Origin of the sequence: Pseudomonas sp. B111, assembly GCF_026428275.1 — a bacterium.
GTDB classification, from domain to species: domain Bacteria; phylum Pseudomonadota; class Gammaproteobacteria; order Pseudomonadales; family Pseudomonadaceae; genus Pseudomonas; species Pseudomonas aeruginosa.
In genome coordinates this window covers 1599829-1615846 of the sequence record NZ_CP097857.1, presented here as the reverse complement: position 1 = coordinate 1615846, position 16018 = coordinate 1599829, and the positions used below count along the sequence as shown (strand labels likewise).

17 protein-coding genes and 1 riboswitch are annotated in these 16018 nt (G+C 70.1%); of the genes, 14 read left to right on the top strand and 3 right to left on the bottom strand.

All coding sequences use genetic code 11. From position 1 onward, the window contains the following. The first annotated feature begins 1 nt into the window (after position 1). Positions 2-571, top strand: coding sequence for a manganese efflux pump MntP (mntP, locus tag M6E97_RS07745; RefSeq protein WP_003091017.1), 570 nt, complete (start codon positions 2-4; stop codon positions 569-571). 53 nt (positions 572-624) lie between these two features. Here the strand turns inward: mntP and M6E97_RS07740 are convergent, their stop codons facing one another. From M6E97_RS07740 to M6E97_RS07730, 3 genes are read right to left on the bottom strand one after another with little or no spacing between them, the layout of a single operon-like run. Continuing rightward, complete coding sequence (locus tag M6E97_RS07740) at positions 625-1353, bottom strand: cobalt-precorrin-6A reductase (RefSeq protein WP_033938008.1); 729 nt, start codon at positions 1351-1353, stop codon at positions 625-627. Next, positions 1350-2450, bottom strand: coding sequence for a cobalt-precorrin-5B (C(1))-methyltransferase (locus M6E97_RS07735; protein WP_033938006.1), 1101 nt, complete (start codon positions 2448-2450; stop codon positions 1350-1352). Before M6E97_RS07735 ends, M6E97_RS07740 begins: the two co-directional genes overlap by 4 nt. Then, positions 2443-3690 (bottom strand): bifunctional cobalt-precorrin-7 (C(5))-methyltransferase/cobalt-precorrin-6B (C(15))-methyltransferase, encoded by a 1248-nt coding sequence (locus M6E97_RS07730; protein ID WP_015502696.1) that lies wholly within the window; start codon positions 3688-3690, stop codon positions 2443-2445. Before M6E97_RS07730 ends, M6E97_RS07735 begins: the two co-directional genes overlap by 8 nt. Before the next feature lie 85 nt (positions 3691-3775). Next, positions 3776-4027: riboswitch (cobalamin riboswitch) on the top strand. 89 nt (positions 4028-4116) lie between these two features. Between M6E97_RS07730 and cobG the strand changes: the two genes are divergently transcribed. From cobG to M6E97_RS07665, 13 genes are all read left to right on the top strand, one after another. Continuing rightward, the gene (gene cobG / locus M6E97_RS07725) at positions 4117-5487 is read left to right on the top strand and encodes a precorrin-3B synthase (RefSeq protein ID WP_033938003.1); all 1371 of its coding nucleotides are present in this window, start codon (positions 4117-4119) and stop codon (positions 5485-5487) included. Beyond that, the gene (locus M6E97_RS07720; protein ID WP_003107929.1) at positions 5484-6110 is read left to right on the top strand and encodes a precorrin-8X methylmutase; all 627 of its coding nucleotides are present in this window, start codon (positions 5484-5486) and stop codon (positions 6108-6110) included. The genes cobG and M6E97_RS07720 overlap by 4 nt, the downstream gene beginning before the upstream one ends. After that, positions 6107-6859 carry a precorrin-2 C(20)-methyltransferase gene (locus tag M6E97_RS07715; protein ID WP_003091011.1) on the top strand — a complete coding sequence of 251 codons (753 nt, stop codon included), beginning with the start codon at positions 6107-6109 and terminating at the stop codon, positions 6857-6859. The genes M6E97_RS07720 and M6E97_RS07715 overlap by 4 nt, the downstream gene beginning before the upstream one ends. Further along, positions 6852-8531 (top strand): precorrin-3B C(17)-methyltransferase, encoded by a 1680-nt coding sequence (gene cobJ, locus M6E97_RS07710; protein ID WP_033938001.1) that lies wholly within the window; start codon positions 6852-6854, stop codon positions 8529-8531. The genes M6E97_RS07715 and cobJ overlap by 8 nt, the downstream gene beginning before the upstream one ends. A gap of 69 nt (positions 8532-8600) precedes the next feature. Then, positions 8601-9449, top strand: coding sequence for a substrate-binding periplasmic protein (locus tag M6E97_RS07705; protein ID WP_003091009.1), 849 nt, complete (start codon positions 8601-8603; stop codon positions 9447-9449). Beyond that, positions 9446-9805 carry a DUF4398 domain-containing protein gene (locus tag M6E97_RS07700; protein ID WP_003091008.1) on the top strand — a complete coding sequence of 120 codons (360 nt, stop codon included), beginning with the start codon at positions 9446-9448 and terminating at the stop codon, positions 9803-9805. The genes M6E97_RS07705 and M6E97_RS07700 overlap by 4 nt, the downstream gene beginning before the upstream one ends. Then, entirely contained in the window at positions 9805-10614 is an 810-nt protein-coding gene (locus tag M6E97_RS07695; RefSeq protein ID WP_003091007.1) for an OmpA family protein, read from the top strand. Before M6E97_RS07700 ends, M6E97_RS07695 begins: the two co-directional genes overlap by 1 nt. Before the next feature lie 193 nt (positions 10615-10807). Then, complete coding sequence (locus M6E97_RS07690; RefSeq protein ID WP_033937999.1) at positions 10808-11446, top strand: response regulator transcription factor; 639 nt, start codon at positions 10808-10810, stop codon at positions 11444-11446. A gap of 86 nt (positions 11447-11532) precedes the next feature. After that, on the top strand, positions 11533-11901 hold the full coding sequence (locus M6E97_RS07685) for a hypothetical protein (protein WP_021264983.1): 369 nt from the start codon (positions 11533-11535) through the stop codon (positions 11899-11901). A 221-nt stretch (positions 11902-12122) separates the two neighbouring features. Then, positions 12123-13562, top strand: a complete 1440-nt coding sequence (locus M6E97_RS07680) for a PLP-dependent aminotransferase family protein (RefSeq protein WP_003091003.1) — start codon at positions 12123-12125, stop codon at positions 13560-13562. 330 nt (positions 13563-13892) lie between these two features. After that, on the top strand, positions 13893-14477 hold the full coding sequence (gene sbrI / locus M6E97_RS07675; protein WP_003130768.1) for an ECF family RNA polymerase sigma factor SbrI: 585 nt from the start codon (positions 13893-13895) through the stop codon (positions 14475-14477). Then, positions 14474-15238 carry an anti-sigma factor SbrR gene (sbrR, locus tag M6E97_RS07670; RefSeq protein ID WP_023094637.1) on the top strand — a complete coding sequence of 255 codons (765 nt, stop codon included), beginning with the start codon at positions 14474-14476 and terminating at the stop codon, positions 15236-15238. The genes sbrI and sbrR overlap by 4 nt, the downstream gene beginning before the upstream one ends. A gap of 345 nt (positions 15239-15583) precedes the next feature. Next, positions 15584-16006, top strand: coding sequence for a hypothetical protein (locus M6E97_RS07665; RefSeq protein WP_003091000.1), 423 nt, complete (start codon positions 15584-15586; stop codon positions 16004-16006). Positions 16007-16018 lie beyond the last annotated feature (12 nt).

Genomic DNA, 16018 nt, shown 5'->3' with positions numbered 1-16018 from the left:
CGTGAATCCCGTTTCCCTGATCTTCCTCGCCTTCGCCATGTCCACCGATGCCTTCGCCGCGGCCATCGGCAAGGGCTCCAGCCTGGATCGGCCGCGCCTGTCGGAGGCGCTGCGCACCGGGATAATCTTCGGCGTGATCGAGGCGATCACCCCTCTGGTCGGCTGGCTGCTTGGCCAGGCCGCCAGCCAGTTCGTCGCCGACTGGGACCACTGGATCGCCTTCGTCCTGCTGGTGCTGCTCGGCCTGCACATGATCCACAACGGCCTGCGCGCGGATCATGCGACGGAACAGGAAAAGCCCGGCCAGCATTCGTTCTGGATTCTCGCGGTGACGGCGCTGGCCACCAGCATCGACGCGCTGGCGGTGGGCGTCGGCCTGGCCTTCGTCGACGTCAACATCTTCCTCGCCGCTGGCGCCATCGGCCTGGCCACCATGACCATGGTCACCCTCGGCACCATGCTCGGCCGGGCGCTCGGCGCAGTGACCGGCAAGCGCGCGGAGATGGTCGGCGGGGTGGTGCTGATCCTGGTCGGTGCGACCATTCTCTACGAGCATCTCAGCGCGGCGTGAGCGGCATCGGAGACGGGGCGGGACAGGTCGCGGCGAGTGGGTGGGCGTTCGCTTCAGGCGCTTTCCCAATCGCGGATTGCCGCCAGCAGCGCCTCGCCGTCGGCGAACTCGCGGTCCGCCGGCGGCAGCGCCGGACGTGCCAGGACCAGCACCGGCAGGCCCATTTCCCGCGCCACCTGGAGCTTCGGCTGGGTGGCCTGGCTACCGCTGTTCTTGCTCACCAGCACGTCGCAGGCGAGGCGCTCGAACAACGCCCGTTCGCCATCCAGGCTGAACGGCCCGCGCGCGCCGATCACCTCGGCGCGCGGCGCGGCCGGCTGGCCTTGCAGGCAGCGCACGGTCCAGTGCTGGTGCGGCGGGACCTGGCCGAGATGCTCCAGCGGTTCGCGGCCGAGGGTGAACAGCGGACGGCGGAAGGGTGCGAGGGCGGTGATCAGCTCGCGCCAGTCGGCTACCTCGCGCCAGTCGTCGCCGGGCCCGGCCTGCCAGCCGGGCCGGCGCAGCGCCCAGCAGGGCACTCCGGCCAGTCGCGCGGCGCGCACGGCGTTCTGGCTGATCCGTGCGGCGTAGGGGTGGGTGGCGTCCACCAGCAGGTCGAAGCCCTGCTCGTCGATGAACGCCGCCAGCCCTTCGGCGCCGCCGTAGCCGCCGACCCGGACCCGGCAGGCCAGGTCGCCGGGCACCTTGCCCAGCCCGGCGAGGCTGTAGAGATGCGCCGGACCGAGCCGGCGGGCGAGGGCCAGGGCCTCACCGATCCCGCCGAGCAGCAACAGGCGCTTCATCGGCGCTCCTCGCAGGCCTGGCCGACCAGGTTGCCCTGGCGGTCGATGGCGAAGACTTCCAGCGCCACCTCGGTGGGCACGATGCCGCGGGCGAAGCGCAGGGCGTGGGCGCAGACCGCATCGCCCAGGGCCACGCCCTCGGCGTGTGCCTGGGCCAGCGCCTGCTGGCTGGTGTTGGCGGCGCGCATGCAGTCCTGTAGCGCGGCGCTGGCGCCGAGCGCGGCAGCCCAGCCGGCCAGTTGCGGCAGGTCGATACTGGAGTGGCGGCTGTGCAGGTCGAGGTGGCCGCCGGCGAGCTTGCTGATCTTGCCGAAGCCGCCGCACAGGCTGAGTTTTTCCACCGGTGCCTTGCGCAGGTGCTTGAGCACCGCGCCGGCGAAGTCGCCCATCTCGATCAGGGCGATCTCCGGCAGCCCATAGCGCCGGCGCATGGCGTCCTCGCTGGCGTTGCCGGTACAGGCGGCGATGTGACGGACGCCGTTGGCGCGAGCGACATCGATGCCCTGATGGATCGAGGCGATATAGGCCGAGCAGGAGAACGGCCGGACGATGCCGCTGGTGCCGAGGATCGACAGCCCGCCGAGGATGCCCAGGCGCGGGTTCATGGTCTTCAGCGCCAGCTCGGTGCCGCCCTCCACGCCGATGGCGACCTCGAAGCCGCCGGCGTAGCCCCGTTCGGCGGCGAGCTGGGCGAGGTGGCGTTCGATCATCTGTCGCGGCACCGGATTGATCGCCGGCTCGCCGACCGCCAGGGTCAGCCCTGGGCGGGTCACCGTACCGACCCCGGGGCCGGCATGGAAGCGCACGCCAGGCTCGGCGCCCAGGCGCACCCGGGCGAACACCAGGGCGCCGTGGGTGACGTCGGGATCGTCGCCGGCATCCTTGAGGGTGCCGGCTTCCGCGCCGTTTTCCCAGGCGCGGCAGAATTCCAGGCGCATCAGCACCTGCTGGCCCTTGGGCAGGACGATCTGCACCGCGTCGCTGGTCGTGCCGCCCAGCAGCAGGCGCGCCGCCGCCAGGCTGGTGGCGGTGGCGCAACTGCCGGTGGTGTAGCCGCTGCGCAACGGCGCGGGCTGCTCGGGGGTTTCCTCACGCATCGCGGGGAGGCTTCCTGGCGGCGGGTTTGCGCAATTCCAGCAGAGTGATCGGCAAGGCCTGGCGCCAGGTATCGAAACCGCCCAGCGGTCGCGCGTGGGCGACGCCGAGGCGGGTGAGGTCGCCCCCCAGGCGTTGCTGCCAGTCGAGCAGCACCCGTTCGCTCTGCAGGGTGACCGCGTTGGCGAGCAGGCGGCCGCCGGGCCGCAGGCGCTCCCAGCAGGTTTCCAGCACGCCCTCGGCGGTGACCCCGCCGCCGATGAAGATGGCGTCCGGCTCGGGCAGTTCCAGCAGCGCCTCCGGGGCGCTGCCGGCGACCAGGTGCAGGGACGGTACGCCGAGGGCGTCGCGGTTGTGGCGGATATGTTCCTGGCGCTCGTCGTTGGCTTCGATGGCGATCGCCCGGCAACTGGGGTGCGCGCGCATCCATTCGATGCCGATGGAGCCGCAACCGGCGCCGACGTCCCAGAGCAGCTCGCCGGGGCAGGGCGCCAGGCGCGCCAGGGTCACGGCGCGGACGTCGCGCTTGGTCAACTGGCCGTCGTGGCGATAGGCTTCGTCGGCCAGGCCCGGGGTCAGCGGCAGGCGCACGGCGCCGGTGCCGGCGCGGCATTCCACCGCCACCAGGTTGAGATCGGCGGCGCGCGGCAGCGACCAGTCGCCGGCGAGGCCGTCGAGACGGCGCTCGAGCGGCCCGCCGAGGTGTTCCAGCACGCTCAGGCGACTGGCGCCGAAGCCACGGGCGCTCAACAGGCGGGCGATGGCGGCCGGGCTGTCGCCGTCGTTGCTGAGGACCAGCAGGCGCCGGCCGTCGTGGACCTGTGCCTGCAGCGCCGCCAGCGGACGCGCCACCAGCGACAGGCAGGCGACCTCCTGCAGGGCCCAGCCGAGGCGGGCGGCGGCCAGCGAGAGGGAGGAGGGCGCCGGCAGGACCCGCAGTTCGGTCGCCGGCAGTTGCCGGGCGAGACTGGCGCCGACGCCGAACAGCATCGGGTCGCCGCTGGCCAGCACGCAGGTCGGCTGGCCGCGCCGGGCCAGCAATGGTTCCAGGGAGAACGGCGTCGGCCAGGTTTCGCGGGCGGCGCCGATGCACGGCGGCAGCAGTTCCAGCTGGCGTGCCGCGCCGACGATCCGGCTGGCTTGCAGCAGGGCACGCCGGGCCTGCTTGCCGAGGCCGGGATAACCGTCCTCGCCGATGCCCACCAGGGTCAGCCAGGGCGGCGTCGAGTCTGCCGATGACACGGTTCCGATACTCCTGAAATGCGTCTGTGAAGGGCCCGCGACGGCTTCCGGACGGAATGGGTTTTCCCGGCCCCGGGCTGGGCGGCATAATAGCGCGTTCGTCGGTGCCCGGCCCTTTCGCGTTAGCGCGGGGCCAACGAGGGCCGAAGAGGGAACACGGAGCCGCGGTCTTTTCGAAGCCCGGGCCTAGCCGTGGCTGCCCCCGCAACTGTATGCAGCCTGTATTCGCGCCATTCGCCACTGGATTACCGGGAAGGCGGCGTGAAGCGGAGGTTCCTCCCCCGGGTGGAACGCCGGGCTGCGAGCCAGGAGACCTGCCGCCGAAACCAGTCGCGAGTGCCAACATCGGGCGGGGTGTACCGATGCCGTGGTCTGTCCCTGGGGGACAGCGGTGCGGTCGCCGCGACGCCGATTCGAGTAGCGTTTTTGAACGACGACCAGACCCCGGCGCCCCTGCCCGTACCACGTCCGTCGCCCTGTCCCGGCCTGCTGCGTATCGTCCAGGCGCTGGACGGCGGCATCTGCCGCATCAAGCTCGATGCCGGTCGCCTGGACGCCGCCCAGGCACGCGCCGTGGCGGCCGCGGCGCGGGATTGCGCCAGCGGCGTGATCGAGGCGACCAACCGTTCCAACCTGCAATTGCGTGGCGTCCGCCGCGGCGAGGAAGAGCGGCTCGTCCGCCGCCTGCTGGACGCCGGCCTCGGTCCCCGGCATGGGGCCCTGGCCGGCGCCGACGACGTGCGCAACCTGATGCTCAGCCCGGCCGCCGGGCTCGATCCGCACCTGTCGCTGGACGTGCGCCCGCTGGCCGCTCGGCTGTTGCTGCGGCTCCAGGCGGACAGCCGCTACCACGCGCTGTCGGCCAAGTTCGCCATCCAGCTGGACGGCGGCGAAGACCTGGCGATGCTCGAACATCCCCATGACATCTGGCTCTCGCCGATGCCTGCGGCGCCGACCGCGACGCTGGTCTTCGGACTCGCCGGCTGCCCGGCCCGCGACCGCCCCCTGGCGGCGTTGCCGGCGGAGCGGGGCGAGTCCCTGGTGCTGGCGCTGCTCGACCTGTTCCTCGAACGCGCCCAGCCGCAACAGACGCGGATGCGCCACCTGTTGCAGGAGCTGGCCGGAGAACCCTTGCTGGAGGCCTTGCAGGCGCGCCTGGATTTCCCTCTGCGGCGTGACGAGCGGGTGGCGGCCTGGCGGCGTCCGCCGGGGCGTGCGTGGAGTCATCTCGGCGTCCAGCCGCAACGCCAGCCGGGCCTGGCGATGGTCGGCGCGGCGGCGCCGCTCGGCCGGCTCGACAGCGCTTGCCTGGAAGGCCTGGCCGAGCTGGTCGAACGCCATGGCGACGGCAGCCTGCGCCTGACCCCCTGGCAAGGCGTGCTCCTGCCGAACCTGGCGCAGGCCGAGGCCGACCAGGCGCTGCTCGGCCTGCGCGGACTCGGCCTGCTGACCGAGCCCGATGCGCCGTTGGCGCGGCTGATCGCCTGCAGCGGTTCCAGCGCCTGCGCCAGGGGCCTGGCCGACACCAAGGGCGACGCCTTGCGCCTGGCCGAACGCCTCGGCCCGCGCAGCGACCTGCCGCAACTGCACCTGTGCGGCTGCGAACGGTCCTGCGCCGCTGCCCACCGCGCGCCGCTCACCCTGCTGGCGCGCAGCGGCGGGTTCTACGACCTGTACCGGCACGACCCATGTCACCCCGGATTCGGCCAGTTGCTGGCCAGCCGCCTGACTTTCGCCACGGCCGCCGACTACCTGGCGGCCCTGCCTTCCCAGCCCACTTCCGGAAAACCCGCATGATTGACTACATCCGCGATGGCCAGGCGATCTATCGCCAGTCGTTCGCCACCATCCGCGCCGAAGCGAACCTCGCCGGCATCCCGGCCGACCTGGAAAAGCTCGCGGTCAGGGTGATCCACGCCTGCGGCATGGTCGACGTGGTCGACGACCTGCGCTTCTCGCCGGGCGCCGGCGCCGCCGGCCGCGCCGCGCTGGCCGCCGGCGCGGCGATCCTCTGCGACGCGCGGATGGTCGCCGAAGGCGTGACCCGCTCGCGGCTGCCCGCCGCCAACCGGGTGATCTGCACCCTCAACGAAGCGGACGTGCCGGCGCTCGCCACGGAACTCGGCAATACCCGCTCGGCGGTGGCCCTGGAGCACTGGCGCGAGCACCTGGAGGGCAGCGTGGTGGTGATCGGCAACGCGCCGACCGCGCTGTTCTACCTGTTGGAAATGCTCGACGCCGGCGCGCCGAAACCGGCGCTGATCCTGGGCTTCCCGGTCGGCTTCGTCGGCGCCGCGGAATCCAAGGAGATGCTCGCCGCCGATAGCCGCGGGGTGCCCTACGTGATCGTCCGCGGTCGCCGTGGCGGCAGCGCCATGGCCGCCGCGGCGGTGAACGCCCTGGCCACGGAGCGCGAATGATGAGTGTCGTGAAGGGCCGCCTGCTGGGCCTGGGCGTCGGGCCCGGCGATCCCGAACTGATCACCCTCAAGGCCCTGCGCCTGCTGCGCGCGGCGCCGGTGGTCGGCTATTTCGTGGCCAAGGGCAAGAAGGGCAACGCCTTCGGCATCATCGAGGCGCACCTGGACCAGGCCCAGGTGCGCCTGCCGCTGGTCTACCCGGTGACCACCGAGAAGCTGGAACCGCCGCTGTGCTACGAGACCATCATCAGCGATTTCTACGACACCGCCGCCGAACAGCTGGCCGCGCACCTGGACGCCGGCCGCGACGTGGCGGTGATCTGCGAGGGCGACCCGTTCTTCTACGGTTCCTACATGTACCTGCACGACCGCCTGGCGACGCGCTACGAAAGCGAAGTGGTGCCTGGCGTCTGCTCGATGCTCGGCGGCGCGGCGGTGCTCGGTGCGCCGCTGGTGTACCGCAACCAGAGCCTCTCGGTGCTCTCCGGAGTGCTGCCCGAGGAGGAGTTGCGCCGGCGCCTGGCGGATGCCGACGCGGCGGTGGTGATGAAACTCGGTCGCAATTTCGACAAGGTCCGCCGCGTGCTGGTCGAGCTTGGCCTCGAGCGCCGCGCGCTGTACGTCGAGCGGGCGACCATGGCCAACCAGCGGATCGTGCCGTTGGAACGGGTGGAGCCGATGGCCTCGCCGTACTTCTCGCTGATCGTCGTCCCCGGCGACAAGTGGCAGGGAGGGGCCGGCGGTGAGTGACGCCCAGCAGGTTCCGGCCATCGTCATCCTCGGCCAGGGTGCGCTGGTTACCGCGCGGCGGGTCCAGGCGCGCTATCCCGGGGCGCTGGTCCACGGGCTCGCCGGGCGGGTCGAGGCCGACCGTTCCTATACGGACTTCGGCGACACCCTGCGCGAACTGTATTGCGCCGACCGCCCGATCGTCGCCCTGTGCGCCGCCGGCATCGTCATTCGCAGCCTGGCGCCGTTGTTGCAACGCAAGGGAGCGGAGCCGCCGGTGCTGGCCCTGGCCGAGGACGGCAGCGCGGTGGTGCCGCTGCTCGGCGGGCTGGCCGGGGTCAACCGGCTGGCGCGGGAAATCGGCGAGGTGCTGGCCGTGGCGCCGGCGATCACCACCAGCGGCGAGCTGCGCTTCGGCACCTGCGTGCTCAACCCGCCCGCCGGTTATGTCCTGGCCGACCTGGAGCAGGGCAAGCGCTTCGTTGCCGATTTGCTCGGTGGCCAGCCGGTGCGCGTCGAGGGTGCCGCCGGCTGGCTCGACGCGGCCCGTTTGCCGCGCGACCCGGCGGCGGCGCTGGCGATTCACGTGACGCCCTCGGCGCGTGCGCCGCGGGCCGAGGAACTGCTGATCCATCCGCGCTGCGTGCTGGCGGCGCTCGAACCTGCCGACGCGGCGGCGGACGCGGTGCGCCAGGCGCTGGTCGATGCCGGCCTGGCCGCGGCGGCGCTCGGCGGCTTGCTGGCCGACAGCGCGCGGATGGCCGATCCGCGCCTGCAGGCCGCCGCCGATGCGCTCGGCGTACCGCTGCGCTTCCTGCCGCAGGCCGATCCCGCTGCGCGCCTGCGCCAGGCCTTGCCCGCCGCCGAGCAGGTTGGCGACCGGCTGGCGGTGGCCGCCGCGCCCTTGGCGATGGACCGCATCGGCCAGCGTCGCGGCCGACTCACGGTGATCGGCCTGGGGCCCGGCTGCGCCGAGCTGATGGTGCCTGCGGCGCGGCGGGCACTGGACGAGGCCGAGGACATCCTCGGCTACCAGACCTACGTCGACATGGCCGGACCCTTCCGCGCTGGACAGGTGCTGCATGGCAGCGACAACCGCGAGGAATTGCAGCGCGCCCGGCATGCCTTCGAACTGGCGGCGACGGGCAGGGCGGTGGTGCTGGTATCGTCCGGCGACCCCGGCGTGTTCGCCATGGCCGCCGCGGTGCTGGAAGCCCTGCATGGCGCTGGCGAGCCGGCCTGGGACGTGGTCGAGCTGCGGATCTTCCCTGGCGTCTCGGCGGCCCTGGCCACCGCGGCCAGGGCGGGGGCGCCTCTGGGCCACGATTTCTGCCTGCTGTCGCTGTCCGACAACCTCAAGCCCTGGGAGGTGATCGAGCGGCGCCTCGACCTGGCCGGCGCCGCCGACCTGGCGATGGCTTTCTACAATCCGATCTCGCGGGCGCGGCCCTGGCAACTGGGACGGGCGCTGGAGATCGTCGCCCGCCATCGTTCGCCGCAGACCCTGGTGGTGCTCGGTCGCGACATCGGGCGGCCCGGCGAGCGCCTGCTGCGCACCACCCTGGGCGAGCTGCGTGCGGAGCAGGTGGACATGCGCACCCTGTTGATCATCGGCTCGTCCACCACCTGCAGCTTCCCGCGCGCCGACGGCGAAGCCTGGGTCTACACGCCGCGCTGGTACCCATCGGAATAGCGGGGCGGGAGCGCGCGCGGAAATGTGGCAGACTGCTGCGCGCATCCCTGTACCGCGGAGCCTGAATCCATGTCCTTTCGCTGTTCCCCGTGCCGCCTGGCCGGCATCCTGCTGGCGGCGCTGTTCGTTCCGGGGCTGGCCGCGGCGGCCGGCTCCTGCGAGCGCCTGGTGGCCACCGGCAACCCGGAGTACCCACCCTACCTGTGGCGCGACCCGCAGGATCCGAAGCGCCTGATCGGAGCCAATGCCGACCTGTTGCAGCGCCTGGGCAAGGAACTTGGCGTGCGCATCGACGTGCTCTACAGCGGCTCCTGGGAGAAGGCCCAGGAAGAGGTGACCAGCGGTCGCGCCGACCTGCTCGCCGGAGCCTACCTGACTCTGGCACGGCTCGGCAGCATGGACTACGTGCATCCGCCGTTCCTGATGACCAGCGGGGTGGTCTGGGTGAACAAGGACGCCGCGTTCCCGTTCATCGGCCGCGACGACCTGATCGGGCACAAGGGCAGCGTGCTGGCCGGCAGCAGCCTGGGCGAGGAGTTCGACCGTTTCGCCAAGGCCAGCCTCGACCTGAAGCCGGTGCCGAGCCTGACCCAGGGCTTGCAGGACCTGATGCTCAAACGCAGCGAGTTCCTCCTCTACCAGGCGCTGCCCGGGCAGGCCCAGGTCGAGGCGCTGGGCATGGCCGACGACCTGGAGGCGCTGGAACCGGTGCTGAGCAGCGAGGGGCTGTACCTGACGCTGTCGCACAACTCCGCTTGCAACGATCCGTGGCTGCGCGGACAACTGGCGAAAAAGATGACAGAATTGTCGGCTGCCGGCGTTCCCGTAACGCTCTTGCAGGACAATCTCGAACGCTGGAAAGCCCAGCAATTGCCGGCTTCCGGCGCCAGTTCGACTACGCAGGAAAGTGACTTGTGAGCATTCGATGGATGATGGCCGCAGGCCTCGCCGCGCTGACCCTGAGCGGTTGTGCGAGCAACGACCCGGCTCCGCTGGAGCAGATGCGCCTGACCGAACAGGCGCTGGAGCAGGCCAAGGCGGTGGGTGCCACCGACGACGTGGCCGAGCTGAAACTGGCCCAGGACAAGTACGCCGCAGCGCAGATCGCGATGACCGCGGAGTCCTACAAGAAGGCGCGCCTGTTGGCCGAGCAGGCCGAGCTGGACGCACGCCTCGCCGAGTCCAAGGTGCTGACGCAGAAGAGCAAGGACCAGCTCGGCGAGCTGGACAAGAGCCTGAAACGTCTGCGCAAGCAACTGGGGGAGACCGACTGATGCCGGGCAAAGCGACTCTCTTCGCCACCCTGCTGGCCTGCGCCGCGCTGGCTGGCTGCGCCGACCACAAGCTCAGCGAACAGTCGCTGGCCAAGGCGCAGAGCGAGTTCGACCAGGTCAAGGAAGATTCCGACGTGCTCCGCGCGGCGCCCAAGGATGTGATCCGCGCCGGCGAATCGCTGGCCCGCGCCGAACGCCTGTCCAGCTACTGGGGCAGCAGCAGCGACGTGATCCAGTATGCCTACCTGAGCCAGCGCTACAGCGAGATCGCTCGCCAGCACGCCTTGCTCAACCTCAACCAGGAGCGCCTGACCCGCCTGCAACTGGAGCGCGAGCGCCTGCAACTGGCCCTGCGCGAAGCCAAGCTGCTCAGCGTGCAGGAGCAGGGCCAGCGCCTGAGCGAGGAGATCGCCAGTCTCAGCACCGAGGAAACCGAGCGTGGCCTGGTGCTCACCCTTGGCGACGTGCTGTTCGACTTCAACCGCGCCGAACTCAAGCCGGCGGCCAACCGCACCGCGCTGAAGCTGGTGCAGTTCCTCCAGCTCAATCCGCGGCGGGTGATCCGCATCGAAGGCTATACCGACAGCGTCGGCGACAGGCAGGCCAACCTCGACCTGTCGCGCGAGCGCGCCCAGGCGGTGGCCGACGTGCTCGCCGATCTCGGCGTGGATCCCGCGCGCATGCAGGTGGTCGGCTACGGCGAAGCCTTCCCGGTCACCGACAACGCCTCCAACCGGGGACGGGCGCAGAACCGCCGGGTGGAGATCGTCTTCTCCAACGACAAGGGCCAGCTCAGCGCGCCGCGCTGAGAACCGCGCCGCCGCAGGAAGCCCCGGTACCCCAAAGGGTCCGGGGCTTTTTTCGTCTGGCGAACCGGGTGGCGCTGGATTTCTCTGTCAGAACTTGCGCAAGAGCGGGCTATCATCGGGATCGAACTAGTTCGAGCGGCAATCCGTGCAGCATAAGCACCTTGTATTTCGTTATAACGAGTAGAGAGGCGCCATGAGTTCGAACGAAACCCTGCCGGGGTTGGTGATCGCCGATTCCTTCCCGGTCATGCAGTGGGCGCTGCAGCGCTACCTCAGCGAGGAGTGCGGACGCCAGGTGCTGGCGGTGGTCGGCGATAGCGACAGCCTGGTGGAGTGCCTGGCCGACCTGCCGCCGGAAAGCATCCTGATCACCGAGCTGGGCTTGCCTGGCCAGCGCAGCCGCGACGGTATCCACCTGGTGGAATGGCTGACCCGGCACTGCCCGCAAATGAAGGTGATGGTCTACTCGGTGTTCAGCGCTCCGTTGCTGGCCAAGGCGGTCCTGCGCAGCGGCGCCTCGGCCTACATCAGCAAGCGCAGCCCGCTGGAGACGCTGAAGGCGGCGCTGGAGTGCATGGCGCTCGGACAGACCTTCCTCGACCCCGGCCTGCACCCGCAGCGGCATACCGGCAAGCCGCTGAGCCCCACCGAGGTGGACATCCTCCGGCGCCTGGCGCGTGGCGACACGGTCAGCGAGATCGCCCAGCGGACCATGCGCAGCGTGTCGACCATCAGCACCCACAAGAAGAACGCGATGGTCAAGATAGGCCTCAACAGTGACGCCGAACTGATCGCCCTGGGCGTGATGAACTGGCTCCACGAACTCGCCTGACCGGGGTTCGAAACATCTCGACCGCCAGTTGCGGAACAATCCTCGCCAGCCCCCGGGAGCCATCCCGCCGCAGCCGAGGAATCCGCATGATCCGCCAGCCCCGCTTTGCCCGTTTCGTCCTGCCGTTGTTGCTGAGCCTGTGCCAGCCGTCCTTCGCCGCCGAACTCCGCGCGGTTGCCGAAGCACGCCGCCAGGAACTCCTGCTGGAGGACTCGCCGGTGGCGTGCGGCGAGGCGGGCTGCACGGCGCGGGAAAGCCTCAGCCTGGTGGCATTGCAGGTGCAGGCCCGGGTTCTGGTCACCCGCCTCAGCCGCGATGACTTTTCCCCGACCTCCCGCCAGCCCGCCGCCGTCCCGGACTACCGCCTGTTCGGCGATCTCGGCCTGACGCCAAGCCCCTTCGCCTGGCAAGCGTCGACCGGCGAGAGCGCGGCGGCGGACGCGTTGCGTTTCTGACTTTCCCTATGGCCGCTCCCCAGGCGGCTCTTGGCGGACTGTTTCCCGCCCGCACCCGGCCGGTGGCGACCGACCGGGTTTTCTTTTCCTCGCAAACGCGCCGTCTCTGCGACCGACCCGTACAGTTTTGCGACTGTATGCCTGGTTGTCGGCCGAACTGTTCTGGAGCAGTTTCACGAATTGAGCTACTGTTTCGGTTCAATCGCCGAGGAAAACCCGCCATGACCAATCTGCTGCTTTACCAACGCATCGCCCAGCAGTTGGCCGAGGACATTCGCCGTGGCGTCTACCAGCCGGGCGAGCGGGTACCGTCGGTGCGCAAGCTCAGCACCCAGTTGAACGTCAGCCACGCCACCGTGCTGCAGGCCTACGCCACCCTCGAGGACCAGGGACTGATCCGTGCCCGTCCGCAATCCGGCTTCTACGTCCACCGCACCCCGGCACTGACCGCGCCGACCCCGGATATCGCGCGGGTCGAGCGTCCCGGCCTGGTCACCCGCAGCAGCATCATCAACCAGGTGCTCGCCGAGTCCCGCCGCGAAGGGGTATTCCCGCTCGGCGCGGCGGTGCCGCATGTGGACTACCTGCCGGTGCGCGCCTTGCACCAGCAACTGGCCAAGGTCACCCGCTTCCAGAGCCCACGGGCGTTCAGCTACATGTTCAGCCCCGGTTTCGAGCCGCTGCGGCGGCAGGTGGCGATCCGCATGCGCGACGCCGGCGTGGTGGTCGACCCGTCGCAGGTGACCATCACCCACGGCTGCGTGGATGCGATCCACATGGCCCTGCGGGTGCTGACCCGTCCCGGCGACCTGATCGCCACCGAGTCGCCGAGCTACTACGGCCTGCTGCAACTGGCTGACGTGCTGGGCCTGAAGGTCATCGAGATCCCCAGCGACCCGCGCACCGGGATCAGCCTGGAAGCGCTGCAACTGGCGGCCAACCAGTGGTCGATCAAGGCCTTGGTGCTGACCGCGCGGCTGAGCAATCCCTTCGGCGGGACGATTCCCGAGGATCGCCAGAAGCAACTGCTGAAACTGACCGCCGAACACAACATCGGGGTGGTCGAGGACGACATCTACGGCGAACTGATGTTCGACCAGGGCCAGGCGCGCTCGCTCAAGTCCCACGACCGCGACGGCCGGGTGATCTACTGCTCGAGTTTCTCCAAGACCATCTCGCCCGGCGTACGCATCGGCTGGATCATCGCCGAGCGCTACCAGGAGGAGATCCGTCGCCTGCAGACCTTCACCACCCATTCGGCCTGCACCGTGACCCAGATGGGCGTCGCCGCCTACTTGGAGAACGGCGGCTACGACCGCCACCTGCGCTACATCCGCCAGGAGTACCGGAAGAACATGACCGCCTACCAGTTGGCGGTGCAGCAGTACTTCCCGGAGGGGACGCAGATGACCCGGCCCAAGGGCGGCTTCATCCTCTGGGTCAGCCTGCCGGCCAAGGTCAACACCAAGGAACTCCACGTGCGGGCCCTGGAGCAGGGCATCAGCATCGCCCCGGGGCTGATCTTCAGCAACACCGAGCAGTTCAACAACTGCCTGCGGCTGACCTGCGGGATTCCCTGGAACCGCGAGGCGGAGCGGGCGATCATGACCCTCGGCATGCTTGCCGGGCAGCTTTGCCAGGAAGGCCTGATCGCCGCCTGAGCGCGAGGCGCTCCCCTGGCTGAGGGGCGCCCCGCGACAGTCCGCGAAGAATTTTCCCGGGGATTAACCCGAATCCACCGACAGCTTCGTCTCAGCGGGTATCTCTCCGCTGCACGACGAGGTCGTCTCGATGTTTTTCCCGGCTTCCATCCGGACCGGCACTTTCGCCGAACTGTCCGACGCTGGAAAATGTCTACCGATAGCCGCTCCGGCCGCGCTTCTGGCGACGGCCCGGGCGTTTCGTGGCGACGCCGATGCGTGCCGCGAAGGATGTGGCCGATGAGCCTGCTCTCGGTCGCCTTTGACACAGGACAGGAGTCGACCAGCGGCATGCATGCCTCCACCAGCACCACGACGGCCGCCGGCAGCGACGAAACGCTGCTGGCGCGTTACCGCAAGGGCGACAGCGCGGCCTTCGAGGTGCTCTACCAGCGCCACCGGCAAGGTCTCTACCGTTTTCTCTGCGGCCTGGCCGGACAGACCGAACTGGCCGACGAGATCTACCAGGAAACCTGGCTCAGCCTGATCCGCAGCGAGAGCCAGCCGCAGGGCCGGGCGAGCTTCCGCACCTGGCTCTACCAGATCGCCCGCAACCGCCTCATCGATCATTGGCGCAAGCATGGCCAGCGCCAGCCGTTGCAGGACAGCTACGACGAACAGTTGCACGCGCAACCCGACCAGGGCGCCGGCCCCGAGCAGCAGCTCAGCCTGAGCCGCGACGGCGAGCGCTTGCAGAGCGCGCTGGAGACCCTGCCCGAGGAACAGCGCGAGGTATTCCTGATGCGCGCCCACGGCGAACTGGAACTGGCCGAGATCGCCACGCTCACCCAGTCGCCGCTGGAGACGGTGAAGAGCCGTTTCCGCTACGCGGTGCAGAAGCTGCGCCGGCTGCTGGCCGAGGAGGTGGCGGTATGAACCCACAGAAGCATTCCGCGAGCGTCGCCGAAGAGCAGATGCTGGCGCATTTCCGCGCCCACGCGCCGCAGCAGCCGGCGCCGGCGCTGGACCAGGCGATCCTCGCCGCCGCGCGACGCCAGGCGGCGCATGTCGAACCTGCCCGGCCCTGGTGGCGGCGCTGGCTGGAAGCCTCCCGCAGGCCGCGTTGGCAGGCGGCCTTCGCCAGCCTGCTGGGCGTGGCGCTGGTGCTGGGGCTGGTCAGCCACAACGTGCTGGACGACGCCGAGCGCCAGGCCCGGCCCGAAGTGGCGTTCAGCGATGTGCCCCTGCGCGACGGAGTCGCCGGGGCCGCTGCGGCGAAGCGGGCCATGCGCGCGCCGGCGGCGCCGGCTCCGCTGTCCGGCGAGATGTCGGAGTCCCCGGCCTTGCTGGCCAGCTACGCATCGTCCGGGGAGGCGCCGCAACTGATGGCCGAGGCCGCGCCGCCGGCTCCGGCTGCCCTGGCCGACCGACCGCCGGCCCAGGCCGCGCAGCAGGCGAAGGTCCAGGCGGAGCTGGCTGGCGACTTCGTCGCCCAGGCCAGGGGCAAGGCGGTTGCGGTGAAGCCGGAGGTGCTCGACGAGGCGCTCGGGGCGGTCCTTGCCCTGCGTGAGCAGGGCAAGACGGAGCAGGCCGCGACCCAGTTGGCCGAGCTGCAGAAACGTTTCCCCGGAGAGAACCTGGTGGAACGACTGGAACGCCTCGCGACGATAGCCGCGAGCGCCAAGAAACGGCCGTGACGACCATGGCCCGCGACGCCGTGATGGCGTCGCGGGCTGACATCAAGCGGTTATCCGTGCATGACAGGTTAGACATGGGGCGAACAACCGAGAGAGTGCCAGGATGACGATAGTGACCCCTTGCCTTGGTTGCAGTCTGCCGTCAGCATTGCCGCAATTGGCCATACCTGCGTGACTATGAAACGTCTTTGCCGAATTTGCGTCGTTGTTCTTTTCGGTTGCTTCCTGGCGGCCTGTGATGACGGCTCCAAGGCACCGGAAAAGAAAGCCCCGGAAGCACCGCCGCAGGAGCAGCGCGCCCCTGCCAAGCCAGTGAAGCCTGCACGAGCGGAGCCAGCGCCTGCCGTGCCTGCCGCGCCGAAAACAGCTTCGAAGAAGGTCGCGCCAGCCGCGGAGCAGGTTGCCGAACCCAAGCCGCCGGCCAAGCCGAAGCCTGCGGCTGCGCCGCCGAAGCCGGCCAGCAGGCCGGTCGCCAAGGACAAGCCGGCGCCGGCGAAGCGCGCTTCCACCGCTCGTCTCGACCCCGAGGTGCGCAAGCCGCTGCCGAGCGCCAAGCTGGACCTGCGCCTGCCGAAGGAACTGGTGCAGAAGATGGCGCCGCCCGGCACGGAAGAGACCCATAAGCCCAAGCCGCTGTTGCCGCCGATGTTCGAGGAAAAGGACGACAGCGACTTCCGCCTCAACGGCCAGTTGCTCTATCGCGACCGCGAACTGGGCGTGTCGCGGCCCCTGGAAGGGGCCGAGTTGCAGTTCGAGTTCCGCCAGTAGGCCGCCCCGGCG